Below are 24,036 nucleotides of genomic sequence, written 5' to 3'. Positions count from 1 at the left end.
ACGGGCCGGCCCCCGGCACATCGTCAATCTCTCACCGATGAGGAGAGCACGTGCGACTCAGACAACCCCGCCACCGGCGGTCGGCGCTCATCGCCGCCGCCGCCACACTCGTGCTCGTCGGCGCCGCCCTCACCCAGACCGGCGCCTCGGCGGCCGCCGCCGGATGCCAAATCACCTACTCGGTCAGCTCCCAGTGGCAGGGCGGCTTCGGCGCCAACGTCACCATCACCAACCTGGGCGACGCCGTCAACGGATGGCGACTGACCTGGAACTTCGCCGCCGGCCAGACCGTCACCCAACTGTGGAACGGCAGCTACACCCAGGCAGGCAGCGAACTCACCGTCACCAATGCCCCCTACAACGCCAGCATTCCCACCAACGGCAGCACGAGCTTCGGCTTCAACGGCAGTTGGACCGGCAGTAACCCCGTACCGGCCTCCTTCGCCCTGAACGGCACCACCTGTACGGGAGGGGTGGACCCGACGACCCCGCCACCCACCACACCGCCGCCGACCACGCCGCCACCCACCACACCGCCGCCGAGCACGACCCTGCCGTGCGACATCTACACGGCCGGTGGCACGCCCTGCGTCGCGGCGCACAGCACCACCCGTGCCCTGTACGCCTCCTACAACGGCTCGCTCTACCAGGTGCGCCGATCCTCGGACAACAGCACCCGCAACATCGGGGTGCTCAGCACCGGAGGACGGGCCAACTCCGCCACCCAGGACAGCTTCTGCGCGAACACCACGTGCGTCATCACGGTCATCTACGACCAGTCCGGGCGCGGAAACAACCTCGGCTACCAGGGCGCGGGTGGCATCGGGGGCGCCGTGCAGCCCGCGGTGGCGACCAGGGAGTCGTTGACTGTCGGCGGCAACAAGGTCTACTCGCTCTACATCAACGGCAACAGCAGCTACTGGCGCGACGGGCACCTGACCGGCATCCCGACCGGGGCCGCGCCGGAGGGCATGTACATGGTGACGAGCGGCACCCACGTCAACAGCGGCTGCTGCTTCGACTATGGCAACAGCGAGACCACCCGTCGGGCCGACGGCCGGGGCACGATGGACGCCATCTACTTCGGAACGAGTTGCTGGTTCGGCGGCTGCTCCGGCAGCGGTCCCTGGGTCCAGGCGGATCTGGAGTGGGGTCTGTTCCCGGGCGGCAGCAGCTCGTGGAACCCGAACCAGCGGGCGTTCACCAGCAAGTTCGTCACCGCTACGTTGAAGAACAACGGTACGACGCGCTTCGCCATCAAGGGCAGCAACTCCCAGTCCGGCAACCTCTACACGCTCTGGGACGGCTCGCTGCCCTCGGGCTACAACCCGATGCGGAAGCAGGGCGCCATCATCCTGGGCAGTGGTGGCGACTGCTGCATCGACAACTCCAACCAGAGCGTCGGAACCTTCTACGAGGGCGCGATGGTGGCGGGCTACCCGTCCGACGCGACCGAGAACGCGGTGCAGGCGAACATCGTCGCCGCCGGCTACCGCTGAGGTCCCGCGGCCGCCACCCCCGGCTCGCGGCGTGTGGCGGCCGCGACCAATCCACTACGCCGCGTGGCCCGGCTCGGGAAGGCTCCCGAGCCGGGGTGAGCCCGCGCGGCGACGCCAAGCGGCGGCAGGCATCATGTCGGCGTGAACTCAACCCTGGCCGCCCTGCTCGGCTCCGCGATCACCGCCTTCGCATCGCTGTTCGTGGTGTGGGTGCACGGTCGGATCAGGCGGCGGCAGCGCGAGCGGGCCGAGCTTCAGCGGGCGTACGTCCTGGTTCTGTCCGGCGCTCTACGCCTCGCCCACAAGGCCGAGGCGTTGCGGCAGACCGGGTACTGGCGGTCGGGCCTGCCGGAGGCGGGTAACGACCTGCTCGGAGGGCACAAGCCAGTGGGGCCGATGATGCTGCACGACTGGCTGGCCCGGGACATGGTCACGGTGGAGGCCGCCTGGTCGGAGATCTGGACGCGCGGGGACCAGGACGGCATCGCGCTGACCAACGGGCTGATGACCGCGTTCAACGGGGTGCTGGCCGCCGCGCTGCGGGCCAGCGGTACGGAGCCGTTCGAGTCGTCCGACGAGATGACGATCGCCAGCCGCCGCCTCGGCGAGGCACGTCGGCAGCTCGCCCTGCACGCGCGCCGGGTCGCCAAACTGGGCCCGCGGGACGTCGACCTGTTCACCGAGCGCGAGTACGGCGTACCGGTGGGCTGAGGTCTCGTTTCGTTGCCGCGGTGGCTTGGGGCTTGGAAGGAGGCTCGGGTCGCTCGGCGGGCGTGGGCAGGACCAGGTGGACGACCCCGAGCATCAGTGCCGCCACCACACCGTCGAGCCAGTAGTGGTTGCCGGTGGCCACGACGACCAGCAGGGTGACGAGCGGGTGGGCCAGCCACAGCCACCGGAGGCGCCCGCGGGTCACCGCGACGAGCGCGACGGCCACGACCAGCGCCCACCCGACGTGCAGGGACGGCATGGCGGCGTACTGGTTGCTGAGGGTGTCGGTGTCGGGTGGACCGTAGACGGTGGGCCCGAACCGGCGGCCGGTGTCCACCAGGCCCGTCAGCGCGGTCAGCCGGGGCGGCGCCAGCGGGACCAGGAGGTGCAGGGCCAGAGCCGCCGCGGTGAGACAGGCGAGCACGCGACGCGTCCACAGGTAGTGCGCCGGGTGTCGCACGTAGAGCCAGCCGAGGGTGATCACCGTGGTGGGGAAGTGCACGTACGCGTAGTAGCCGTTGGCCAGGTGCGCCACCAGGTCGTGCGCGAGCAGCGGATGCTGGACGGCAGCCTCGTCGGGCAGGTGGAACAGCCGCTCGATGTGCCAGACCGACTCGCCGTTGGCCAGCGCGGTCGACACCCGACCGGCCACCGCCATCCGCGCCACCTTGTAGAGCAGGAACAGCGTGGCGACGAGCAGCAGCTCGCGCGCCGCGCGGCGGGCCGGAGCGGCCCGCCGGCCGGGTGCCACCGGCTGCGGCACCGCCAGCTCGGCGATCTCCACAGGCGCCTCGATTCAGTCACTGTCGCCGGGTGGATCGGGCCGCCACCGTCTCCAGACGGTGGCGGCCCGCTGCGGTCGGACGTCAGCGCCGGTCGGGCGTCCCCCTCGGCGCGGGGTCGACGGAGACCTGGTCGAACGCGGGCGCCCCGTCGACCGCGTCGGCGCCGACCGCCGTCGTCGTGGCGGCGTCCGGCAGGTCGAGGCTGGTCCGCAGGGTCACCGGCCGGAGCAGGAGCGCGGCGATGACGCCGACCACCCCGATGGCGGCCGAGATGAGGAAGATGTGCCCGGTGGCGTCGCCGTACGCGGCCCGCACGATGTGCTGGATCCCGTCGGGCAGCGCGGTGATGTTGAGGTTGCTGTCGCCGCCGGCGCCGGAGGCGGGGATCCCGGCGGCGGTCAGGTCACGCGTGATCTGGTCGGTGACCCGGTGGGCGAGGACGGCGCCGAGCACCGAGACACCGATGGTGCCGCCGAGGGACCGGAAGAACGCGACGCTGGAGCTGGCCGCGCCGATGTCCTTGAGGGCCACCGTGTTCTGGACGGCGAGGACGAGGTTCTGCATGGTCATGCCGACGCCGGTGCCGACGATGAACATGGCGACGCCGACCAGGACGAGCGACGTCTCGTGGTCGATGGTGCCGAGCAGTGCGAAACCGGCGACCAGGAGGATCGAACCGGCGACGATGTACGGCTTGATCCGCCCGGTCCGGGTGATCAGCCGCCCGGCGACGATCGAGGAGCCGAGGACGCCGGCCATCATCGGGATGGTGAGCAGGCCGGCCTCCGTCGGGCTGTAGCCACGGCCGATCTGGAAGTACTGGCCGAGGAAGACCGCGCCGCCGAACATGGCCATGCCGACCGCGAGGCTGCCGAGGATGGCCAGCGCGGTGGTGTGCTGGCGCACGATGCCGAGTGGGACCACCGGCTCGGCCGCCCGCGACTCCACCCAGACCGCGAGGGCGAGCAGGAGGAGCGCGCCGCCCACCATGACCCCGGTCTGCCAGGAGACCCACGCGAACGACCCGTCGACGAAGGAGATCCAGATCAGCAGCACGCTGACGCCGGCGGCGATCAGGGTGGCACCCAGGTAGTCGATCTTGACGTTCTCCCGCCGCAGCGTCGGCAGGTGCAGGGTCGCCTGGAGCAGGATCAGCGCGATGGCGGCGACCGGCACGCCCACGAAGAAGCACCAGCGCCAGCCCAGCCAGGACGTGTCAACGATGAGGCCGCCGAGCAGCGGGCCGCCGACGGTCGCGACCGCCATGACGCCGCCGAGGTAGCCGTTGTAGCGACCCCGCTCACGCGGCGGGATCATGGCGGCGATCGCCACCTGGACGAGGGCCTGCAGGCCGCCGACCCCGATGCCCTGGAACGCGCGGGCCGCGATGAGCTGCCCCGCGCTCTGCGAGAAGCCGGCGATGACGGAGCCCAGCAGGAAGACCACGATGGCGATCTGGATGAGGAGCTTCTTGTTGAACAGGTCAGCCAGCTTGCCCCAGATCGGGGTGGTGGCGGTCGCGGTGAGCAGGGTCGCGGTGACCACCCAGGTGTACTGGTTCTGGGAGCCGTTCAACGACCCGATGATCTTGGGAAGCGCGGTCGAGACGACCGTGCTGCTCAGCATCGCGACGAAGAGCACCAGCAGCAGACCGCTGAGCGCCTCGAGCGTCTGCCGATGGGTCATCGGCTCGGTGCCGGCCGTGGTGGTGGGTGCGCTCATCGCGCGGCCTCCAGCTTGTCGTGGTTGGCGAGGGCGACGTCGAACAGGGCTGCGCGGCGAGCGCCGTGGGTTCACGAACCCGCGCATTCGCGCACCTGAGTTGGTTGCCTCACGCAAGCATCTACCGATCTTGCCCAGTCGGCAAGTTTGCGCATTGAGAAGCCGGTCACTCCACGTACGCTGAGCGCGATGGACGAGATCACCGGTCTACGGGAGCGCAAGAAGGCGGCCACCCGCCTCGCCCTGCACGAGTCAGCCCTGCGCCTCGCGGCCGAGCAGGGCCCGGACTGCGTGACCATCGAGGCGATCGCCGACGCCGCGAACGTCTCCCGGCGGACGTTCTCGAACTACTTCTCCAGCAAGGAGGAGGCGCTCTTTTACGGCGACACGGTGCGCCTGCGCCGGCTGTTGCAGTTGGTGCACGAGCGGCCGGGCAGCGAGCCGCCGTGGACCGCGCTGAGCCGGGCGGCCGAACACGTGACCAGGGAATCATCGGATGATCGCGACCACAGCTGGCTGACCCGACGCCGGCAGCTACGCGGGCACCCCGGCCTGGCCGCGCAGCAGGTCGCGGCGTACACCGCGATCGAGCGCGAGCTGGCCGCGGAGCTTGCGCACCGGCTCACCGGCACGGCTGTGGAGCTGCGCTCCCGTCTGCTGACCGCGACGTTCCTGGCCGCCCTGCGCGTCGCCACCCAGCACTGGATCGACCACCCGGGTCGCGACCTGCTGGAGATCGTTCGCACCGCGCTCGCCGAGGTCGCTCCCCCGTCGGCCGCCGCACCGGCAGACGACTCGACGACCTGACCATCGACAGGTGTACGACCCGACACGGCGCGCGCCGGCCCGCCGCCAGCGAGCGCCACAGCGGAACGACGGCGGGCCCCGTCGCGCCGGCCACCACCGCTCTCGGCGCTGGTGGCCGGCGGACGAGGCCCGCCGTCGACGGGGTCAGCGGTAACCAGCGGTCACCACGTTGGCCTGCACCGCGTTCTCGGTCGCGTCGGACGGGTAACCGGCGACCATGGCCCCCTCGTAGAAGGTGCCGGCGCTCAGGTTCGCGCCCCCGTCGGGCTTGCAGCAGTCACCGCCACTGCCCAGGATGATCGCGCCCTGCTTCTTCATGGGGCTGTATCCCGACGGGAGCGAGCCGTCCCACAGCGTGTAGAGGCTGCCGGACTGGGCGTCGCTGCCCTTCATGGCGAAGCGGGACGTGCCGTTGTTCTTGAGCGTCGCCGTGACGAACTTGCTGGTGAACGCCCGCTGGTTCGGGTTCCACGAGCTGCTGCCACCGGGGAACAGACCCCACTCCAGGTCGGCCTGCACCCAGGGACCACTGCCGGAGCAACCGCCGAACCAGCACTGCTTGCCGAAGTTGATGGCGTCCATCGCGCCGGCGGCGTCGGCCTTGCGCGTCGTCTCGCTGTTGCCGTAGTCGAAGCAGCAGCCGCTGTTGACGTGGGTCCCGCTGGTCACCATGTACATGCCCTCGGGCGCCGCGCCGGTCGGCACGCCGGTCAGGTGCCCGTCGCGCCAGTAGCTGTTGCCAGGATTGATGTAGAGCGAGTACGCCTTGGCGCCGCCGACCGTCAGGGACTCCGAGGTCGCGGTCGCCGGCCTGCTCTGCGGCGAGCCCGGAACCACGCTGGACCCCTGGTACCAGAGGTCGTTTCCGCGCCCGGACTGGTCGAAGACGACGGTGATCACGCAGGTCGTGCCGGAGCAGAACGAGTCCTGCGTCGCCGCGTTGGCGGTGCCGCCCGTGCCGGTCAGGCCGATGTTGCGGGTGGTGTTGTCCGACGAGCGCCGGACCTGGTAGAGGTTGCCGGCGTACGTCGCGTAGAGGGCTCGCGTCGTGCTGTGGGCCGCCACGCACGGGGTGCCGCCGGAGGCGTAGATGTCGCACGGGCGCGCGCCGCTCGGCGGCGGGGTCGTGGTCGGCGGGGTGGTGGTCGGCGGGGTCGTTGTCGGCGGGGTGCTCGGCGAGGCCCACTGCTGGTTGGCGCCGCCGTTGCAGGCCCAGAGGATCAGTTTGGTGCCGTTCGCGGTGGCCGCGCCGTTGGCGTCCAGGCACAGCCCGGACTGCACACCGGTGATGGTGCCGTTGCTGTTGACGTTCCACTGCTGGTTGGTCTGGCCGTTGCAGTCCCAGATGATCGCCGCGGTGCCGTTGGTGGTGCCTCGGCCGGAGGCGTCCAGGCACTTGTTGCCGTACACCGTGAGCTGCTTGCTCGACGTCCAGGTCCAGGTCTGGCCGGCCGCGCCGTTGCAGTCCCACAGTTGGGTCTGGGTGCCGTTGGTGGTGCTGGAGTTGGGAACCTCGACGCATCGACCGGACGGGACGCCGACGATTGTGGTGCTCTGCCCGGGCGCGATGGCGGCGGCCGCCAGCGGCGCGGCGGCGGCCTCGGCGGCGGACGATCCGGCGCCGGCCGTCGCACCGACGGTGACGAGGACGAGGACGCCGGCCAGTGCGCTGGCCAGGACGGCCAGGCGTGGGAGGCGACGTCTCGGGATGGGATCGCGGGCCATGCCTGACCCGGCGGGGGACGGGGTTCGCACGAGGTGGCTCCTCGGAGTCGTGACGGCGTGGATGGCCGACGCCGCAGGTGGTGGTGGCGGGGGCAGCCGAATCGATTCGCGGCAATCGTAGGATCAATTTTCGATGAGTGTCAATGAATGCCCGCCCGGCGGGAGTCCGGCGGTGGCCGCCCGTGCCGACGGCCACCGCCTGACCTCTTCCGCGACGCCTACCGCCCCCAGACCCGCCAGGTCTGGTTCAGCGGGCTGCCCTGGCTGACCGCGTTGCAGGGCCACTGGAGGACCGTCGCGCGAGCCGCCGTGGAGACCCCGTTGACGTCGACACACTTGCCGCTGTGCCGGGCGACGAGCTGGTAGTCGTGCGAGTCGTTACCGGAGTAGGTCACCTTCCGGAGGGTGAACTGCTGGTTGAGCCCGTTCTGGCAGGTCCACTGGTCCACGGCGGCGCCGTTGGCGGTGGAAGCGCCGCTGACGTCGAGGCACTTGCCGCTCTGCTGGTTGACCACCGTGTAGGTGTCGGCCACGCCGGCGACCGGCCGGAAGTTCCAGAGCTGCTGGTCACCGCCCTCGCAGTAGAACTGCTGCTGAACGTTGCCGTCGGTGGTGCTCAGGCCGGTGTTGTCCAGGCACTGCTGGGAGTGCTGGGCCACCGCCACCGACTGGAAGCCCCCCTCGGAGGGCGGCAGCAGGGTCACCGTGTACGTGTCGTTCTGGTTGCCGTACGGCAGGTTCACTGTGGCGTTGTTGTTGGACACGGTGACGACGCTGTTCGAAACCGTGACCGGGCCCTGCACCGCACCGCCGTTGTTGTACGGGATGCGCTGCGTGAGCACCCGCACCTGGTTGTTCTGCACCACGCCACTCGTCGTGTCGAGGCGTTGCAGATTGACGCTCAGGTTCCCGGTCGTCCGACCACCACCGACCAGGACCTTCGCCACCCCGTTCGCCTTCGTGGCGTACGCGTCGTAGGACTGGCTGCCGGTCACTGACACGATCTGCCCGGCCTGGGAGGCGTAGTAGCGGTAGACCCACCACTCGCCCTTGGGCTGATGCTGGCCGGCCGAGTTGCGGACCAGCAGGTTGCCGAGGTCGTTGTGCAGGTTGCCGGCGCTGGCCCAGTTGGCCCGCAGGCCGTCCGCCCGGGCCCGCTCCAGGCGGGCGATGTACCAGGCGCCGTCGGCCGGGTTCTGCTCGTTGCTCGCCCCGTACTCGTTGATCTGGTAGGGGCGGGGATGCGGGATGCCGCGCGGGTCGAGGGTGGCGTTGGCGGCGGCGACATTGGCGACCGGGTCACCGGGCAGCGAGTGCCAGCTGATGATGTCCGGCACGGTGTTTGTCGAGCGCACGAAGTCCAGGTACTGGTTCCAGAACGCGTGGTTGGTCGACGGCACGCAGGCGCAGCTCGGCCCGACGATCAGCTGGTTGGGGAACTCCGTCCGGAGGCGCTGGTACGTGCGCCGCCAGAGTTCGAGGTACTGGGAGATCGGCCGGTTCCAGAAGATGGTGATGTTGGGTTCGTTCCAGATGTCCCACTGCACCGACAGTCCGGACGCCCGGACGTCGCTGATCACCCGGGTCAGGAAGTTGTCGTAGTCGGTCCAGTTGCCGTTGTCGCCGGGGAAGCGGGAGATGCCGGCACCGTCGGCGCCCCACAGGTCGTGCGGCAACAGGATGAACTGCCCGCCCAGGGCGACGGTCCGACGGGCCTGGGCGACTGTGGCGTTCCAGCGGCGGTCGTAGTTTCCACCGACCCAGCCGCTGCCGGGCAGTTGCGCGCCGCCGGCGCGCATGTACTGGAAGTTGACGTCGCGGTAGAAGTGGTCGGGCGGGCCACTGGCGTTCTCGGTCATGCCGTAGATCCAGCCGGACGCGCGGTAGGTCGGCGTGCCGGTGGTGGTGGAGAAGTTGACGCTGATCGACTCGTCGGCGGCCTGGGCCGGGGACGCGGCGACGGTGACGGCGGTGGTTGCGGCGAGCAGGCCGACGACGAGTCGGGCGACGAGCGCGTGGGCTCGTCCCGACCTGCTGCGGGACGGGGTTTTCACGGGCGGCTCCTTGGTGGGGCGCGGGGGACGCTCTCCGGAGGGCTGCGCTTGCGAATCGATTCGCAGGGATCGTAGGTCGGAGACTCATCCGTGTCAATGAAGTGACGATCGCGTGAAGCCGCTGTTTCCCAGCAGTGCCTCCGTGGACGCTCACCAGCCCTTGACCATCGCGCACGGGCGGTCCTATCTTCGTGCGAACCGGTTCGTCGAATCGGTTCGCCTCATGGTCGGACGTGGTCCGGCCCGCGACGGTCAACCCACGACACCCCACCTGACGATCGACTTGAAGTGAGGCAGCACATGACACGACTCAACCGACGGCGGCGCCTGGCCGCCGTTGCCGTGCTAGCGCTCGCCGCGGTGACGGCGAGCGCCTGCTCGTCGTCGTCCGGCGACTCCGACGGTGGCGGCGGCGCGTACCTCGTCTGGGACCCGTATCCGCAGTTCGCCGACGACTCCGACTGGGTCGCCCTGCTCAAGAAGTGCGGAACCTCGGCGGGCGTGACTGTCGAGCGGACCGGCTACGACACCACCGACCTCACCAACAAGGCGCTGCTCGCCGCCCAGCAGGGCAACTCGCCGGACGTGCTGATCGTCGACAACCCGGTCATCTCGACACTGGCCGAGGCCGGCGCGCTCACCACCACCGAAGAGAACAAGCTGGACGTGTCGAGCATGGCGGCGAACCTGCTCGGCGCCGGCCAGAGCGGGGGCAAGACGTACGGGGTGCCGATCGGGGCCAACACCCTCGCGCTCTACTACAACAAGGACCTGTTGACCGCCGCCGGCGTCGACCCGGCCTCGGTCAAGGACTGGACGTCACTGACCGCGGCGCTGACGAAGGTCAAGGCCAAGGGCAAGAAGGGCATCACCTTCTCCGCGATCGGCACCGAGGAGGGCAGCTTCCAGTTCCTGCCCTGGTTCTGGGGATCGGGCGCCCAGCTGACCAGCCTGGACTCGCCGCAGGCGGTGTCCGCGCTGACGCTCTGGACGGACTGGCTGGGGCAGGGACACGCCCCGAACTCGGTCATCAACAACACCCAGACCACGAGCTGGCAGGAGTTCGCCACCGGCGACTTCGCGTTCGCCGAGAACGGCACCTGGCAGTTGGCCAACGCGGAGAAGCTCGGCTTCTCGTACGGCACGATCGCGATCCCGGCCAGCGCCGGTGGACCGGCCCCGGCGCCGACCGGTGGCGAGTTCGTCTCGATCCCGGTCCAGAAGAAGACCGACCGGTACGCGACGTCGCAGAAGCTCGTCACCTGCCTCACCAGCGCCGACAATCTCCTCACCACCGACACCACGCTCTCCTACGTCGCGCCGGTGGCCGCCGTGCAGGACCGGCAGGCAACCGAGAACCCCAAGCTCAAGGTCTGGGTGGAGGCCGTCCGGGCCGCGAAGGGCCGCACCGGCGACAACCTCGGCACGAAGTACCCGAAGATCTCCGAACCACTGTGGACCGCCGTGCAGGCAGCCCTGAGCGGCGGGAAGTCGCCGCAGGAGGCGCTGACCGCCGCGCAGGCCTCGGCCACGAGCAAGTAAGCGCGCCGAACCGACACGATGACCCCCACGACGCGGATTTCCACCATCACGCGAGGCCACGGTGGGGCGGCTGAGGCCGCCCCACCCGGGCCCCCCGCGCCTCGAAGCCGCCGGCCCGGACGTTGGCTGGCGTGGGGCTTCCTGGCGCCGACGGTCGTCTACCTGCTGGCCTTCTACGCCTACCCGCTCTACCGCAACGTCGAGCTGAGCCTGCGCGAGTACACCGTCCGCTCGTTCGTGCAGGGGGGCGCACCCTTCGCCGGCCTGGACAACTACCGCACCGTCCTGGCCGACCCGGCGTTCTGGCCGACGTTGGCGCACACAGTGGTCTTCACCGGCGCGTCGCTCGTCTTCCAGTTCAGCATCGGCATGGCCCTGGCTCTCTTCTTCCGCCAGAACTTCCCGCTGTCGGGCACCCTGCGGGCGCTGATCCTCGTACCGTGGCTGCTGCCGCTGATCGTGTCGGCCTCGACCTGGTCGTGGCTGCTCAACAGCGACTCGGGCCTGGTCAACGCCGCGCTGGGCGTCGTCGGGATCGACCCGGTCAACTGGCTCACCTCGCCGACCTGGTCGCTCACCTCGGTGATCATCGCGAACGTCTGGATCGGCATTCCGTTCAACCTGGTGGTGCTCTACAGCGGCCTTGCAGCGATCCCGGTCGAGGTGTACGAGGCATCCGCGCTCGACGGCGCGACCGGTTGGCAACGGTTCTGGTCGATCACGTTCCCGCTGTTGCGCCCGGTCTCCGCGATCACGCTGCTGCTGGGGCTGATCTACACGCTGAAGGTCTTCGACATCATCTGGATCATGACCAGGGGTGGCCCGACCGGTTCCTCCGCCACGCTCGCCACCTGGTCGTACCGGCTCGGCTTCGGCAACCTGCTGCCCGAGTTCGGTCCGGGCGCGGCCGTCGGCAACCTGCTCATCGTGATGGCCCTGATCGCCGGGCTCGTCTACATCCGGTCCCAGCGGAGGCAGCACCTACGATGACCACGTCACCGCGTCGCGTCTGGTGGAAGACCGGAGTCGGTCTGGTGCTGACCGGGCTGATGCTCTTCCCCGTGTACTGGATGATCAATGTGTCGTTCACCCGGGACCAGGACATGCGGGCCAGTCCGCCGCACCTGTTCCCGACCGACGGCACGCTGGACGGCTACCGGGCCGTCCTCGACCAGCAACTGCCGTACCTCGGCACCAGCTTCCTCGTCGGGCTCGGCACTGTGGCGCTGACCGTGGCGCTCGCCGCCCCCGCCGGGTACGCGCTGGCGAAGCTGCGGCCACCCGGCGGCCCGGCGCTGAGCTTCCTGCTGCTGATCGCCCAGATGATCCCGGGCATCATCATGGCGATGGGCTTCTACGCCATCTACCTCACCCTCGGCGTCCTCAACACGCTGCCGGGCCTGATCCTGGCCGACACGACACTCGCGGTGCCGTTCGCCGTACTGATCTTCACGGCCTTCATGTCCGGCATCCCCGACGAGCTGCTCCAGGCCGCCGTGGTCGACGGCGCGGGACGGCTGCGTACCTTCTGGTCGATCGTGCTGCCGGTCAGCCGGAACTCGATCGTCACGGTGTCGCTCTTCGCGTTCCTGTGGTCCTGGTCGGACTTCATCTTCGCCTCGACCCTGGCCGGCGGCGGCGACCACCAGCCGATCACCCTCGGCATCTACCACTACATCGGCAACAACAACCAGCAGTGGAACGCCATCATGGCCACCGCCGTCGTCGCCTCGATCCCCGCCGCTGTGCTGCTGATCCTGGCGCAGCGGTACGTCTCGATGGGCGTGACCGCCGGCGCCGTCAAGGATTGACCATCCGCGGCGGTCGAGGACTGACCACCCGCACCACAGAAAGGCACCCGCCACCCATGACCGTCGCCCCGTCCGGTCCGGAGTTCGCCATCCAGGACATCCCGTTCAGCTACCGCGGATCCTGGTTCAACATCTCCCCGGTGGTAGCCGAGAAGACGTACGCCGACGACCTGCACCTGGTGTCGCACCAGACCGGGCTGCACCCGGTGCTGCGCCTCTCCCCCACGGCCGCGGGCACCACGGTCGTGGCCACGCCCGCGCTGCTGACCTGGCGTGCCGGTCCCGGTCGGATCGAGGCCGCCTACGACGCACCCGACACCCTGCGGATCCGGGGCCGGCACCTCGGCCTGCGGATCGCCGCGGCCGCGGGCACCCTCACCCCGTTCAGCGGCACCTACCTCTACCTCGACCCGGTCGACGGCTCACACGTCTTCACCTCGTACGAGACCGGGCGCCGCTACCGGGTCACGGTGCTCTCCGGCGCGCTGCGTCGCGCCGACGGCGTCGAGGCGCTCGGCACCGCCGACCGCTGCCTGGACCTCCCCGGCGACCAACCCTGGGAGATCGCCGTCGAGGAGTACGCCACCGCCCGCCGGCCGTACGCCGCCGCCGTCCCCTTCGACCGGGTGTGCCGCGACCGCAGCGCCGAGTTCGCCGCGTTCGTCGACGCCGTCGCGCCGTGGCGCGGCGCGGACACCCCGGCCGCCGAACTGGCCGCGTACGTGCTGTGGTCCGCCACCGTCGCCCCGGCGGGCTTCGTCACCCGGCCCGCCGTCCTGATGTCCAAGCACTGGATGGACAAGGTGTGGAGCTGGGACCACTGCTTCAACGCGATCGCGCTCGCGGCCGGTGAGCCGGAGCTGGCCTGGCACCAGTTCCACCTGCCCTTCGACCACCAGGACGGCGCGGGTGCCCTGCCCGACTCGGTCACCCACTCGGAGGTGCTGCACAACTACGTCAAGCCCCCCATCCACGGCTGGGCCCTGCGTCACCTGCGCCGACGCCTCCCCCAGTCACCGGACCGGGCGGCGCTCGCGCAGACGTACGACCGGCTGGCCCGCTGGACCGGGTTCTGGCTCGACGCGCGCCGCGCGCCCGGCCACGACCTGCCGCACTACCAGCACGGCAACGACAGCGGCTGGGACAACGCCACCACGTTCGACGAGGGCCGGGTCGTGCAGACCGCCGACCTCGCCGCGTTCCTGGTCTCCCAGCTGCGGTGCCTGGCCGACCTCGCCACCGAGCTGGGCGAACCTGCCGACCGGTGGTCCCGGGAGGCCGACCGGATCCGGAAGGCCATGATCGGGCAGCTGTGGGACGGCGAGCGCTTCACCGCCCGCAGCCCGCACACCGGGCAGCGGCGGACAAGCCGCAGCCTGCTCGACCTGATGCCGGTCGCTCTCGGCGCCGACCTGCCCGCCCCGATCGCCGACGCGCTGGCCCGGGGCGTCGAGACCCACCTCACCACGCACGGGCTGGCCACCGAACCGACGGACTCGGCCCACTACCTCGCCGACGGCTACTGGCGGGGCCCGATCTGGGCGCCCTCCACCGTGCTGGTCGAGGACGGTCTGCGGCGGGCCGGGCACACCGCGATCGCCGACGACATCAGCCAGCGCTTCCTCGCGCTGTGTGAGAAGTCCGGTTTCGCGGAGAACTTCGACGCCGAGACCGGCGCCGGGCTGCGGGATCGCGCGTACACCTGGACGGCCAGCAGCTACCTCATCCTCGCGGCCGCCCAGGAGGAACGCCGAGCCGCGCGGCGGTAGCCGGCCAGCGTGGGCCCCGCCGATGGGCGGGGCCCACGCGCCGGTGGAGGGTCAGTGGGTCCGGACCGGGCCGGTGCTGGACCGCAGCGAGATGGGCGGGCTGTAGAGGCGATGCCGCGGCACGCTGCCGGGGGCCGCGATGATCTCCAGCAGCAGCGACACCGCCTCGGCGCCCATGTCCCGCATGGGCACGTCCGCCGCGGTCAGCGGCGGGCGGAAGTCCTCCGCCCAGTGCTGGGCGGCGACCCCGGTGACGGAGAAGTCGGCCGGCACTGACAGCCCGGCGCTGGTCAGCGCACGCTGCATCCCGGGCAGCGCCGCCTCGTTGATGGTGGCCACCGCCGTGACGTCCGGATGCGTCCCGAGCAACTGCTCCACGCACGCCTCACCGGAGGCCGTGTCGTCGCCGCAGCAGACGTCCACGCCGACCAGACCTCGTTCCGCCACCGCCGCCTGGAAACCGGCCAGCGCGCGATGGCTGGGCCCGTAACCCGCCGCCACCAGCTCGGCGGAGCGGTTGACCAGCGCCACGTGCCGATGCCCCAGATCGGCCAGGTGGTGCACGCAGCGCGCGATCAGCCCGGCGTAGTCGATGTCGACCCAGCTCATGCCGTGCGCTTCGGCCGTCCGACCGATCGTGACGAACGGCAGACCCGTTCTGGCCAGCCGCGTGACCCGGTCGTCCTCCAACCGGATCTCCATGAGGACCACGCCGTCCACCCGACGGCCGGTGACGATCCGCTCGAACGACCGGTCGTGGTCGCCGCCGGACGGGGACAGCAGCACATCCAGGTCGTGGCGGGCGGCGGCCTCGACGACGCTGGCCACGAAGCCCAACTGCATGTCGGTCAACCGCTGGCTCGCCGGTGGGATCACCAGCCCGAGGGTGCGGGTACGCCCCTCCTTCAGGGCGCGGGCGCTGGCGTTCGGCCGGTAGTCCAGCTCGTCGATGACCGCCTGGATCCGCTGCCGGGTCGCCTCCGAGACGGTCCGCTTGCCGCTCAGCACGTACGACACGGTGCTGCGGGACACCCCCGCCCGCCGGGCGATCTCCCCGATGTTCATACGCCGCCCTCGAATCGATTCCTGCCCCGACGGGGACGCGCCCAGCTCCGGTTCCGAGCATAAGCGCTCCGCACCGGCACCCGGATGCCCCGCCCGGCCCGTTCGGCCCGCCGGACCGGGTCGGCCCGCCCGTCCGCCGTCCTCGACCCGGTCAGGAATCAAGAAGCGCCCGGTCGGCGCCCCGGCCTAGCCTTTGCCCAGGTAGCCGGCACCACGCCGGGCCGGAAAACATCGAGAGGGAGCCCGACATGTCCGCGAAGACCTCCACGACCGAGTCCGACGGCTTCAGCGCCGAGGAGCGCGCCGCGATGAAGGAGCGTGCGGCCGAGCTGCGCGCCGAGGGCAAGAAGGGCGCCAAGAGGGCCGACGGGTTGCAGGCGGTCCTCGACCGGATCGCGCAGATGGCGCCCGACGACCGCGCGCTCGCCGAGCGCGTGCACGTGGCGGTGACCGCCGCCGCCCCCGAACTGACGCCGAAGACCTGGTACGGGATGCCCGCCTACGCGAACGCGGCCGACAAGATCGTCGTCTTCTTCCAGGACTCCGGCAAGTTCAACTACCGCTACTCGACCCTGGGCTTCCAGGACACGGCCAACCTCGACGACGGAGATATCTGGCCGGTGGCGTACGCGCTGCGGACGTGGAGCCCCGAGGTGGAGAAGAGGGTCATCGAGCTGGTACGCGCGGCGGTCTCCTGAGCACCGCCGCGATCGGGTGGCTCGCGGTCGGCGGACCGGGTCCCGTCCGCACGCCCGCCGGCCCGCGGTGACGCTGGCGCTTGCGCCCACCGGCGATGATCGGTCCGTGTCGCTCTGGGAGGTCGTCTCGCGCATCGGCGTACCGCTGATCGCCGTCGTCGGCGCCGCGTTCGTCGTGGCTGGCGCGTTCGCCGACCCGCCCGACTCCTTCTCCTGGCCACGCGGCTGGCAGTGGGCGTGGACGGGGCTGTGGCTCATGGTCGCCGGCGAAGCGGCGTTCGGCACCGACCGCCCGTGGTTCGAGCGTGCGTGGAAGGGCACCGCGGCGCTGCTCGTCGCCGTGGCGTGCGCGGTCGCCGTGTGGCGTCATTATCGGTGGCGAAGGCAGGCGAGGCCCACGGGCGAGCGAGGGCGGTAGCCGACGGTCCGGGACGACGCGACGCGCACGCCGGCCGCCCCAGCCCGCCACCGGCACCGGGCCGACGGCGGGCTGAAGCGCAGGCGCAGGACGCGCCGGGTCAGGTCGTCGTGCAGGTGAGGTCGGTCGGCGGGTTGTTGACGCCGGTCGCGGAGGCGATGAAGCCGAACGTCGTCGAGCCGCCCGCCGGCAGCGACCCGTTGTAGTCGACGTTCGTCACCCGCACGTTCGCGCCGCTCTGCGTGTGGGCGCCGCTCCAGATCTGGCTGATCACCTGCCCGTTGGGGAACGTCCAGGAGACGGTCCAGCCACGGATCGGGGCCGCGCCGGCGGTCACGGTGACCTCGCCCTGGAAGCCGCCCGACCACGAACTCGTCACCGTGTACGTGGCCCGCGCACCGGACGGCGACGGCGTGCTCGTCACGGTCGGCGTCGGCGTCGGCGTCGGCGTCGGGCTCAGGGTCGGAGTGACGGTGGGCGTGGGCGTGCTGCTCAGCGTCGGCGACGGTGTCACACCGGGCCGCGCGGCGCGGTAGGTGTGCCCGGCGCGGACGGCGAATTGGACGACATCCGTCTCCGGCCGGGTGGTGGTGGGCGTGCTGCCGTCGGTGACGTCGACGAGGGTGAAGGAACCGGTGAAGAGCCGGCCCCGGAGTCGTACGGTGCCGTCACGGTCGGCGCGGACGCTGATCTCGTCGGCCTGCCCGCTGGTCCAGGCCACGCCGACGGTGTATCCGCCGCGCGCGCGTAGCCCCGCGACCTGGCCGGTGGGCCAGGCGCTCGGCAGCGCCGGCAGCAGGTGCAGCTCGCCGGTGTGGCTGTGCAGCACCATCTCGGCGATGCCGGAGGTCGCGCCGAAGTTGCCGTCGATCTGGAACGGTGGGTGCAGGTCGAACATGTTCGGCGCGAGCCGGTCGGTCCGCACGAGGTCCTTCAGGAGCTTGTGGGCGCGGGCGCCGTCCTCCAGCCGAGCCCAGTAATTGATCTTCCAGGCGAGGGACCAGCCGGTGCCGTCGTCACCGCGCAGCTCCAGCGTCCGGCGCGCGGCCTCGTAGAGCTGCGGGGTGCCGCGCCGGGTGATCTGGTTGCTGGGATGCAGGCCGTACAGGTGGGAGACGTGCCGGTGGTTCCGCTCGGTCTCGACCCAGTCGGCGAGCCACTCCTGGACGTTGCCGCGCGAGCCGACCTTCGTGGGCGCCAGCCGGTCCCGGGCCGTGCGCACCTGGGAGCGGAACGTCGTGTCGACGCCGAGCACCTCGCTGGCGCGGGCGACCGCGTCGAACAGGTCCCGCAGGATCTGGTTGTCCATGGTGGGGCCCGCGCAGACACTGGCGTTCGAGTGGTGCGGCAGCTCGGGCGAGTTCGACGGGTTCGTGACCAGGTAGCCGAGCGTCGGGTGGGCCACCAGGGTGTCGAGGAAGAACTGGGCGGCGCCCTTGAGGGCCGGGTAGTTGGCCGACAGGAAGCCGGTGTCGCCGGTGAACAGGTAGTGCTCCCAGATGAGGGTGGACAGCCAGGCCCCGCCGGTCTGCCACATGCCCCACAGCGCCCCGTCGACGACCGAGGCGCCGCGCCACCCGTCGGTGTTGTGGTGGGTGACCCAGCCGCCGGCGCCGTACTGCGCCTGGGCGACGCGCGCACCGGTCACCGTGAGGTCCTTGATCATGTCGAAGACCGGCAGGAAGCACTCGGCCAGGTTCGTCGTGTCGGCGGGCCAGTAGTTCATCGGCAGGTTGGCGTTGATGGTGTACTTCGAGTCCCAGGGCGGCGTCATGGAGTCGTTCCAGATGCCCTGGAGGTTCGCCGGCTGGGTGCCCGGCCGCGACGAGGAGATCAGCAGGTAGCGGCCGTACTGGAACAGCAGGGCGGAGAACTGCGGGTCGTTGGTGCTCGCGTGCTGGGCGATCCGCACGTCGGTCGGCTGATCGGCGGCGGCCGTACGACCCAGGTCGATGGTCACCCGGTTGAACAGGGCCTGGTAGTCGGCGAGATGGCGACCGCGCAGCTGGTCGACGCCCACGCCACGGGCGGCGGCGAGGCGGCTGCGCGCGATGCCCTGGTAGTCGCCGTTGACCGTGCGGTAGTTGACATAGCTCGAACCGATCGAGATCAGGACGGTCACGCTCGTGGCGCCGGAGACGCGCAGGGTGCCCCCGGAACTGCTGACCGTGCCACCGGTCGCGACGGCCTGGGCCAGGGCGAGGAAGCGCACCGACCCGTTGACACCCTCCATGGCGCCGGAGATGCCGTCGACGGCGATCGTGGTGGCGTCGGGGCTCGACATCGTCGTCCGCTGCGGGCTGTCGAAGGTGGCGTTGAACGTGATCGAGTTGGCGCGGTCGGCGGTCAGCCGGAGCACGATCACGGCATCGGGTGCGCTGGCGAACACCTCACGCTGGTACCGGACACCGTTCAGCACGTACGTCGTGGTGACGGTGGCGGTGGTGAGGTCGAGCGTCCGGTTGTACTGCGACGCCCCGTTGGCGGAACCGAAGGCGAGTCGGAGGTTGCCCACCGGCTGGTAGGCGAGCTGGCCGCCCGGGGTTCCCATCATCGTCTGGTTGATGAGGTCCTGCGCCTGGGTCCACTGGTCCGCGAAGACCCGCCGCCGGATCTCGGCCAGGTTGGCCGCCCCCCGGGTGTTGGCGGAGTCGTACGGGCCGCCGGCCCAGATGGTGTCCTCGTTGAGCTGGAGTCGTTCGGTGTCGACGTTGCCGAACACCATCGCGCCCAGCCGGCCGTTGCCGATCGGCAGCGCCCGTAGCCAGTCGGTGCCCGCGGGTCCGTCGTACCAGAGGGCCAGGTCGCCGGCGGCGAGCACCTGCGGCGGCGCCACCGAGCCGGCGCGGGCGACGGCGGACCACGCGACTGGCAGCAGCGCGGCTCCGGCGCCCGCCGCACCGGCCCTGAGCACGTTCCTTCGTGTCACTTCAGGCATGGTCTCTCCAATCAGCGCAGTTCAGAGGCGCAGGAGGGGGAAGGACGGCGCCCGTGCCGGGCCACCGCCGAGGAAGTCGAATGTCGTGGACATGCCCACGGCCAGCGCGCCGTTCGAGGTCTCGTGCGAGACGTGTGGTGGGGCACCCTGGTGTTAGCGTTAACAGGTGCCGCCCGTTCGCACCCTGCAGCAACGTTCACAGCCGGGACCGACGCGCCGAGCTCCCGACGGCGCGTCACCTCTCCCTCAATAGACCTTCGTAGATGGCAGTGCCGCTCGTCAAGGGGTGTCGGCCATGTTTCCCGCCAGCGTCCCGCCGGGGTCGCGGGCCGGCCGCCCCGCCCCGACGCTCGGACCGGGTTGCCATCCCGACGCCATCTTCGTAGCATCCAGGGCAGACGATGTTATCGCGAACATTTGGTGGCATCAGGGTATGCACCCCGCAGGAGGTGGCGCCAGTGTCCGCAGGCACGCCGGCCGTCTCGGGCTACCACAACCCGGTCGTCCCCGGCTTCTACCCCGATCCGAGTGTCTGCCGGGTCGGCGAGGACTACTACCTGGCCTGCTCCAGCTTCGAGTACTTCCCCGGGGTACCGCTCCTGCACAGTCGGGACCTGGTGAACTGGCGACAGATCGGCAACGTCCTCGACCGTCCCAGCCAGCTGGAGATCCCGCCGGACGCCGACGCGTCCCGCGGCATCTTCGCGCCGACCATCCGCCACCACGACGGCCGGTTCTGGGTGATCACCACCAACGTCAGCCTGGGCCGACACCTCATCGTCACCGCGGAGGATCCCACCGGCCCGTGGTCCGAGCCGGTCTACCTCGACCTCCCCCACGTCGACCCGTCCCTGGCCTGGGACGACGACGGCACCTGCTGGCTGACGACCTCCGGAGTGGACGCCTACCGGATCGACCCGGACAAGGGGCAGGTGCTGGAGGGGCCGATTCCGCTCTGGTCGGGCACCGGCGGCCAGTACCCGGAGGCGCCGCACCTCTACCGGATCGGCGACTGGTGGTACCTGCTGCTCTCCGAGGGCGGCACGCACACCGGCCACGCCGTCTCGGTCGCCCGCTCACGCAGCCCACGGGGGCCCTTCGAGCCCGCGCCGACCAACCCCATCCTCACGCACCGCAGCACCAACCTGCCCGTACAGGCCGCCGGGCACGCGGATCTGGTGCAGGCCGCGGACGGCAGCTGGTGGATGGTCCTTCTCGGCATCCGGGCGAAGGGCCAGTGGCCGCCCTTCCACGTGCTCGGACGCGAGACGTTCCTGGTACCGGTTCGCTGGGACGGCGGGTGGCCCGTCGTGGACGTCGTCCGGGAGGTCGCCGCCGCACCCGCCGGCAGCGCACCGGCCCTCGCGGCCCCGCCCGGCCCGGTCACCTACCACGACGACTTCGACGCGACCGCCCTCGCGCCCGGCTGGATCTCGCCCCGCTCCCGCCCCGACGCGGCCTGGTCGCTGACCGAGCGGCCCGGATGGCTCACCCTGCACGCCACCGGTACGACGCTGGACCGCGCCGGCGCGACGATCGTGGCGACGCGCCAGCGCCACCATGACTGCCGTGCCGGCACCCGGGTGGATCCGGGCAGCGGCACGGCCGGGCTCACCATCCGAATCGACGAGGCGCACCACTACGACCTGGAGGTCCGCGCCGGCAGCGTCCGCGTCGTCGGCCGGGTCGGGCCGTTCCGGCAGGTCTTCGCGTCCCTCGACGTACCCGCTGGCCCGCTGGTCCTGACGATCGCCACCCGGACCGACGACCTCTACCCGCCGACCGTGACCTCCGCGGCGGACCTGGCGGCCGCGGACGAACCCTTCGGTGTACGCCCCGCCACCTCCGACATGATCTCGTTCGAGGTGGAGACCTCCGGGGGCCGCGTCCTGCTGGCCGAGCTCGACGGGCGCTACCTGTCCACCGAGGTCGCCGGCGGCTTCACCGGCCGGGTCATCGGCATGTACGTGACCGAGGACAGCGCCGCCTTCGACTGGTTCGACTACCGCCCGGCAGCGCGGCCGATCGACTGAGCGCGGACCGGCTCGCCATCGACGGATCACCGTAGACTCCCCGTGTGATCGAGGAGAGCCGGCGGCACCACCCCCGCAAGCCCCGGCGCGGTGACCTGCCCATCGCCACGATCGCCGAGCTCGCCGGGGTGTCCCCTCCCACGGTCTCCAAGGTTCTCAACGGCCGCGCCGGGGTGGGCGAGCAGACCCGGCAGCGGGTGGAGGCCCTGCTGCGGGACCATGGCTACCGCCGGCCGGAGACCGCCGCGAGAACCCTCTGCATCGAGGTGCTCTTTCACCAGATGCTGTCCTCGATCGCCCTGGAGATCCTGCGGGGGATCCAGGAGGTCGCCGGCTCCCGGGACTGCACGGTCGGCTTCATCGACATCCGCCATCGGGTGGCGGCGGAACTGCCCTGGATGGAGCCCCTGCTGCTGCGGCAGCCCACCGCCGTCATCGCGGTCTGCTCCCTGGTCACCGCCGAGCATGGCAGACAGCTGACCGCCATGGGCATCCCGCTCGTGGCCATCGATCCGGTCGGCGAGCTGTTCCCCACGCCCGCCGTCGGGTCGAACAACTGGAGCGGCGCCCTGGCCGCCACCCGGCACCTGCTCGACCTCGGCCACCGACGGATCGGAGTGGTCACCGGGCCGCAGCAGGACCTGTCCGCGCGGGCTCGCCTGGACGGCTTCCGAGCCGCGCTGGACCATGCCGGCGTTCCGTTCGACGGCAGCCTCGAACGACGCGGAGTCTTCAGCTTCGAGGACGGCCGTGACCTCGGCCGTGAGTTGCTGACCCTGGCCGAACCGCCCACCGCCGTCGTCTGCGGCAACGACCTCCAGGCGCTCGGCGTCTATGCGGCGGCCCACGAGGCCGGTCTGCGAATCCCCGACGACCTCAGCGTCGTCGGCTTCGACGACGTGGACCAGGCGACCTGGACCACGCCACCGCTCACCACGGTGCGACAGCCGTTCAGCGAGATCGGGGCCACCGCTGCCCGGCTCGCGTTGGCGCTGGCCGACGGCCATTCCCTGCCCCAGGAGCGGTACGAGCTCGGCACCGCGCTGGTCGTGCGGGGCAGCACCGGGCCGCCCGGTTCCCGGCGGCCGGACGCCGCCCTCCGCCCGTGAGCCGCAAAAGTTCTCTTGGCGGCCATGTCGAGAAACGGCGCGCGGCTCCGTCCCTGACCGAGCCCCCCACCATCGCCGAATGACCTCGGCGATGAACGACGCACTGCTCCGGAGCCTCACGCCGGGCGTGCTCGGCGTCCTCGTCCGCCGCCGAGCTGACTTCGCGGCGGCCGAGGACGCCGTGCAGGACGCGCTGGTCGAGGCCATCCGCGTCTGGCCGGCCGACCCGCCGCGGGACCCGAAGGGTTGGCTGATCACCGTGGCCTGGCGCCGGTTCCTCGACACCACGAGAACGGACGCTGCCCGTCGCCGTCGTGAGGACCTGGTCGACTCCGAGCCGGCGCCGGGGCCCACGCCGGCGGTGGACGACAACCTCCAGCTCTACTTTCTCTGCGCCCACCCGTCGCTGACGCCGTCGTCCGCCGTCGCGCTCACGTTACGCGCCGTCGGCGGGCTGACCACCCGTCAGATCGCCGACGCCTACCTGGTGCCCGAGGCGACCATGGCGCAACGCATCAGCCGGGCCAAACGCACCGTCTCCACCGTGCGGTTCGACCAGCCCGGCGACGTCGCCACCGTGTTGCGCGTCCTCTATCTGGTCTTCAACGAGGGCTACACCGGCGACGTCGACCTCGCGGCCGAGGCCATCCGGCTCACCCGGCAGCTCGCGGCCGCCATCGACCATCCCGAGGTGGCGGGGCTGCTCGCCCTCATGCTGCTGCACCACGCCCGCCGCGCCAGCCGGACCGCGTCCGACGGCAGCCTGGTGCCGCTCGCCGTGCAGGACCGCAGCCGGTGGGACACCGCCGTCATCGCCGAGGGTGTCGACATCCTCCAGGCGGCCCTCGCCCGCGACCGGCTGGGCGATTTTCAGGCCCAGGCCGCCATCGCGGCGCTGCACGCCGACGCGCCCACCGCCGAGGAGACCGACTGGGTGCAGATCGTCGAGTGGTACGACGAGCTGGCACGCCTGACCGACAGCCCGGTCGTCCGGCTCAACCGCGCGGTGGCCGTGGGTGAGGCCGACGGCGCCCGGGCCGGTCTGGCGGCGCTCGCGGCGTTGGACGACTCGCTGCCCCGTCACACGGCGGTGGCGGCGTACCTGCACGAGCGCGACGGCCAGCTCGCGACGGCGGCCCGCCTGTACGTCGAGGCGGCCCACCAGGCCCCCAACCTCGCCGAACGCGACCACCTGACGCGCCAGGCCGCCCGGCTCAACGCCCGCCGACAGCGGTGACGTCTTCCGCTCGACGCCCCTTTTTCAGACGTATGTCGCCAGCGGCGCGACGCGGACCACTGGGCGCCGGTCGTCCCGGCTCAGCTTCGACTGCCGGCCCCGCCGTCTTCGCG

18 protein-coding genes are annotated in these 24,036 nt (G+C 71.1%); 12 read left to right on the top strand and 6 right to left on the bottom strand.

The window, feature by feature from the left end:
- The first annotated feature begins 50 nt into the window (after nt 1–50).
- Both ACFYPH_RS13560 and ACFYPH_RS13555 read left to right on the top strand, forming a co-directional pair.
- Nucleotides 51–1,499, top strand: a complete 1,449-nt coding sequence (locus ACFYPH_RS13560) for an arabinofuranosidase catalytic domain-containing protein (RefSeq protein WP_387181634.1) — start codon at nt 51–53, stop codon at nt 1,497–1,499.
- A gap of 141 nt (nt 1,500–1,640) precedes the next feature.
- Nucleotides 1,641–2,210, top strand: coding sequence for a hypothetical protein (locus ACFYPH_RS13555; RefSeq protein WP_387181631.1), 570 nt, complete (start codon nt 1,641–1,643; stop codon nt 2,208–2,210).
- Here the strand turns inward: ACFYPH_RS13555 and ACFYPH_RS13550 are convergent.
- Entirely contained in the window at nt 2,176–2,994 is an 819-nt protein-coding gene (locus tag ACFYPH_RS13550; protein ID WP_355067997.1) for a phosphatase PAP2 family protein, read from the bottom strand. The two genes, ACFYPH_RS13555 and ACFYPH_RS13550, sit on opposite strands and share 35 nt — an antisense overlap.
- Before the next feature lie 82 nt (nt 2,995–3,076).
- Nucleotides 3,077–4,717 carry an MDR family MFS transporter gene (locus ACFYPH_RS13545; RefSeq protein ID WP_355067998.1) on the bottom strand — a complete coding sequence of 547 codons (1,641 nt, stop codon included), beginning with the start codon at nt 4,715–4,717 and terminating at the stop codon, nt 3,077–3,079.
- 189 nt (nt 4,718–4,906) lie between these two features.
- Here ACFYPH_RS13545 and ACFYPH_RS13540 point away from each other — a divergent pair, with 189 nt between their 5' ends.
- Nucleotides 4,907–5,524 (top strand): TetR/AcrR family transcriptional regulator, encoded by a 618-nt coding sequence (locus ACFYPH_RS13540; protein ID WP_387181627.1) that lies wholly within the window; start codon nt 4,907–4,909, stop codon nt 5,522–5,524.
- A 144-nt stretch (nt 5,525–5,668) separates the two neighbouring features.
- Here the strand turns inward: ACFYPH_RS13540 and ACFYPH_RS13535 are convergent, their stop codons facing one another.
- Both ACFYPH_RS13535 and ACFYPH_RS13530 read right to left on the bottom strand, forming a co-directional pair.
- Complete coding sequence (locus tag ACFYPH_RS13535; protein WP_355139770.1) at nt 5,669–7,279, bottom strand: arabinofuranosidase catalytic domain-containing protein; 1,611 nt, start codon at nt 7,277–7,279, stop codon at nt 5,669–5,671.
- A gap of 188 nt (nt 7,280–7,467) precedes the next feature.
- A complete protein-coding gene (locus tag ACFYPH_RS13530; protein ID WP_387181624.1) occupies nt 7,468–9,303 on the bottom strand; it encodes an RICIN domain-containing protein in 1,836 nt (611 codons plus the stop codon).
- Nucleotides 9,304–9,603: 300 nt separating this feature from the next.
- Between ACFYPH_RS13530 and ACFYPH_RS13525 the strand changes: the two genes are divergently transcribed.
- Genes ACFYPH_RS13525 through ACFYPH_RS13510 form a run of 4 tightly spaced genes read left to right on the top strand, consistent with a single transcriptional unit; the run spans nt 9,604 to nt 14,425 of the window.
- A complete protein-coding gene (locus ACFYPH_RS13525) occupies nt 9,604–10,845 on the top strand; it encodes an extracellular solute-binding protein (RefSeq protein WP_387181621.1) in 1,242 nt (413 codons plus the stop codon).
- An 18-nt stretch (nt 10,846–10,863) separates the two neighbouring features.
- The gene (locus tag ACFYPH_RS13520) at nt 10,864–11,835 is read left to right on the top strand and encodes a carbohydrate ABC transporter permease (RefSeq protein WP_387181617.1); all 972 of its coding nucleotides are present in this window, start codon (nt 10,864–10,866) and stop codon (nt 11,833–11,835) included.
- Nucleotides 11,832–12,656, top strand: coding sequence for a carbohydrate ABC transporter permease (locus ACFYPH_RS13515; RefSeq protein WP_354856187.1), 825 nt, complete (start codon nt 11,832–11,834; stop codon nt 12,654–12,656). The genes ACFYPH_RS13520 and ACFYPH_RS13515 overlap by 4 nt, the downstream gene beginning before the upstream one ends.
- A 56-nt stretch (nt 12,657–12,712) precedes the next feature.
- A complete protein-coding gene (locus ACFYPH_RS13510; protein ID WP_387181614.1) occupies nt 12,713–14,425 on the top strand; it encodes an amylo-alpha-1,6-glucosidase in 1,713 nt (570 codons plus the stop codon).
- A gap of 51 nt (nt 14,426–14,476) precedes the next feature.
- On the opposite strand, the gene ACFYPH_RS13505 is transcribed toward ACFYPH_RS13510, so the two are convergent.
- A complete protein-coding gene (locus ACFYPH_RS13505; RefSeq protein WP_354856189.1) occupies nt 14,477–15,490 on the bottom strand; it encodes a LacI family DNA-binding transcriptional regulator in 1,014 nt (337 codons plus the stop codon).
- Between the two features lie 248 nt (nt 15,491–15,738).
- On the opposite strand from ACFYPH_RS13505, the gene ACFYPH_RS13500 reads away from it, so the two are divergent.
- Both ACFYPH_RS13500 and ACFYPH_RS13495 read left to right on the top strand, forming a co-directional pair.
- Complete coding sequence (locus ACFYPH_RS13500) at nt 15,739–16,188, top strand: hypothetical protein (protein WP_354856190.1); 450 nt, start codon at nt 15,739–15,741, stop codon at nt 16,186–16,188.
- A 106-nt stretch (nt 16,189–16,294) separates the two neighbouring features.
- Nucleotides 16,295–16,606, top strand: a complete 312-nt coding sequence (locus ACFYPH_RS13495) for a hypothetical protein (protein ID WP_363936064.1) — start codon at nt 16,295–16,297, stop codon at nt 16,604–16,606.
- 100 nt (nt 16,607–16,706) lie between these two features.
- Here ACFYPH_RS13495 and ACFYPH_RS13490 read toward each other — a convergent pair whose 3' ends face one another.
- On the bottom strand, nt 16,707–19,544 hold the full coding sequence (locus tag ACFYPH_RS13490) for a glycoside hydrolase N-terminal domain-containing protein (protein ID WP_387181611.1): 2,838 nt from the start codon (nt 19,542–19,544) through the stop codon (nt 16,707–16,709).
- Between the two features lie 458 nt (nt 19,545–20,002).
- Here ACFYPH_RS13490 and ACFYPH_RS13485 point away from each other — a divergent pair, with 458 nt between their 5' ends.
- The 3 genes from ACFYPH_RS13485 to ACFYPH_RS13475 all read left to right on the top strand — a co-directional run bounded on the left by ACFYPH_RS13485 (nt 20,003) and on the right by ACFYPH_RS13475 (nt 23,923).
- Complete coding sequence (locus ACFYPH_RS13485) at nt 20,003–21,577, top strand: glycoside hydrolase family 43 protein (RefSeq protein ID WP_387181608.1); 1,575 nt, start codon at nt 20,003–20,005, stop codon at nt 21,575–21,577.
- Nucleotides 21,578–21,621: 44 nt separating this feature from the next.
- Nucleotides 21,622–22,686 (top strand): LacI family DNA-binding transcriptional regulator, encoded by a 1,065-nt coding sequence (locus ACFYPH_RS13480; RefSeq protein ID WP_387181605.1) that lies wholly within the window; start codon nt 21,622–21,624, stop codon nt 22,684–22,686.
- Nucleotides 22,687–22,777: 91 nt separating this feature from the next.
- Nucleotides 22,778–23,923 (top strand): DUF6596 domain-containing protein, encoded by a 1,146-nt coding sequence (locus ACFYPH_RS13475; RefSeq protein ID WP_363936082.1) that lies wholly within the window; start codon nt 22,778–22,780, stop codon nt 23,921–23,923.
- Nucleotides 23,924–24,036 lie beyond the last annotated feature (113 nt).

This window comes from Micromonospora sp. NPDC005252, assembly GCF_042872475.1.
Classification (GTDB): domain Bacteria; phylum Actinomycetota; class Actinomycetes; order Mycobacteriales; family Micromonosporaceae; genus Micromonospora.
The sequence above is the reverse complement of the archived record's forward strand: the minus strand, read 5'-3'. Positions and strand labels throughout refer to the sequence as shown.

Excerpts from the sequence above, each read along its gene's own strand:
- ACFYPH_RS13545 (WP_355067998.1), bottom strand. The coding sequence starts at position 4,717 with ATGAGCGCACCCACCACCACGGCCGGCACCGAGCCGATGACCCATCGG.
- ACFYPH_RS13540 (WP_387181627.1), top strand. The coding sequence starts at position 4,907 with ATGGACGAGATCACCGGTCTACGGGAGCGCAAGAAGGCGGCCACCCGC.
- ACFYPH_RS13525 (WP_387181621.1), top strand. The coding sequence starts at position 9,604 with ATGACACGACTCAACCGACGGCGGCGCCTGGCCGCCGTTGCCGTGCTA.
- ACFYPH_RS13520 (WP_387181617.1), top strand. The coding sequence starts at position 10,864 with ATGACCCCCACGACGCGGATTTCCACCATCACGCGAGGCCACGGTGGG.
- ACFYPH_RS13515 (WP_354856187.1), top strand. The coding sequence starts at position 11,832 with ATGACCACGTCACCGCGTCGCGTCTGGTGGAAGACCGGAGTCGGTCTG.
- ACFYPH_RS13510 (WP_387181614.1), top strand. The coding sequence starts at position 12,713 with ATGACCGTCGCCCCGTCCGGTCCGGAGTTCGCCATCCAGGACATCCCG.
- ACFYPH_RS13505 (WP_354856189.1), bottom strand. The coding sequence starts at position 15,490 with ATGAACATCGGGGAGATCGCCCGGCGGGCGGGGGTGTCCCGCAGCACC.
- ACFYPH_RS13500 (WP_354856190.1), top strand. The coding sequence starts at position 15,739 with ATGTCCGCGAAGACCTCCACGACCGAGTCCGACGGCTTCAGCGCCGAG.
- ACFYPH_RS13490 (WP_387181611.1), bottom strand. The coding sequence starts at position 19,544 with ATGCCTGAAGTGACACGAAGGAACGTGCTCAGGGCCGGTGCGGCGGGC.
- ACFYPH_RS13475 (WP_363936082.1), top strand. The coding sequence starts at position 22,778 with ATGAACGACGCACTGCTCCGGAGCCTCACGCCGGGCGTGCTCGGCGTC.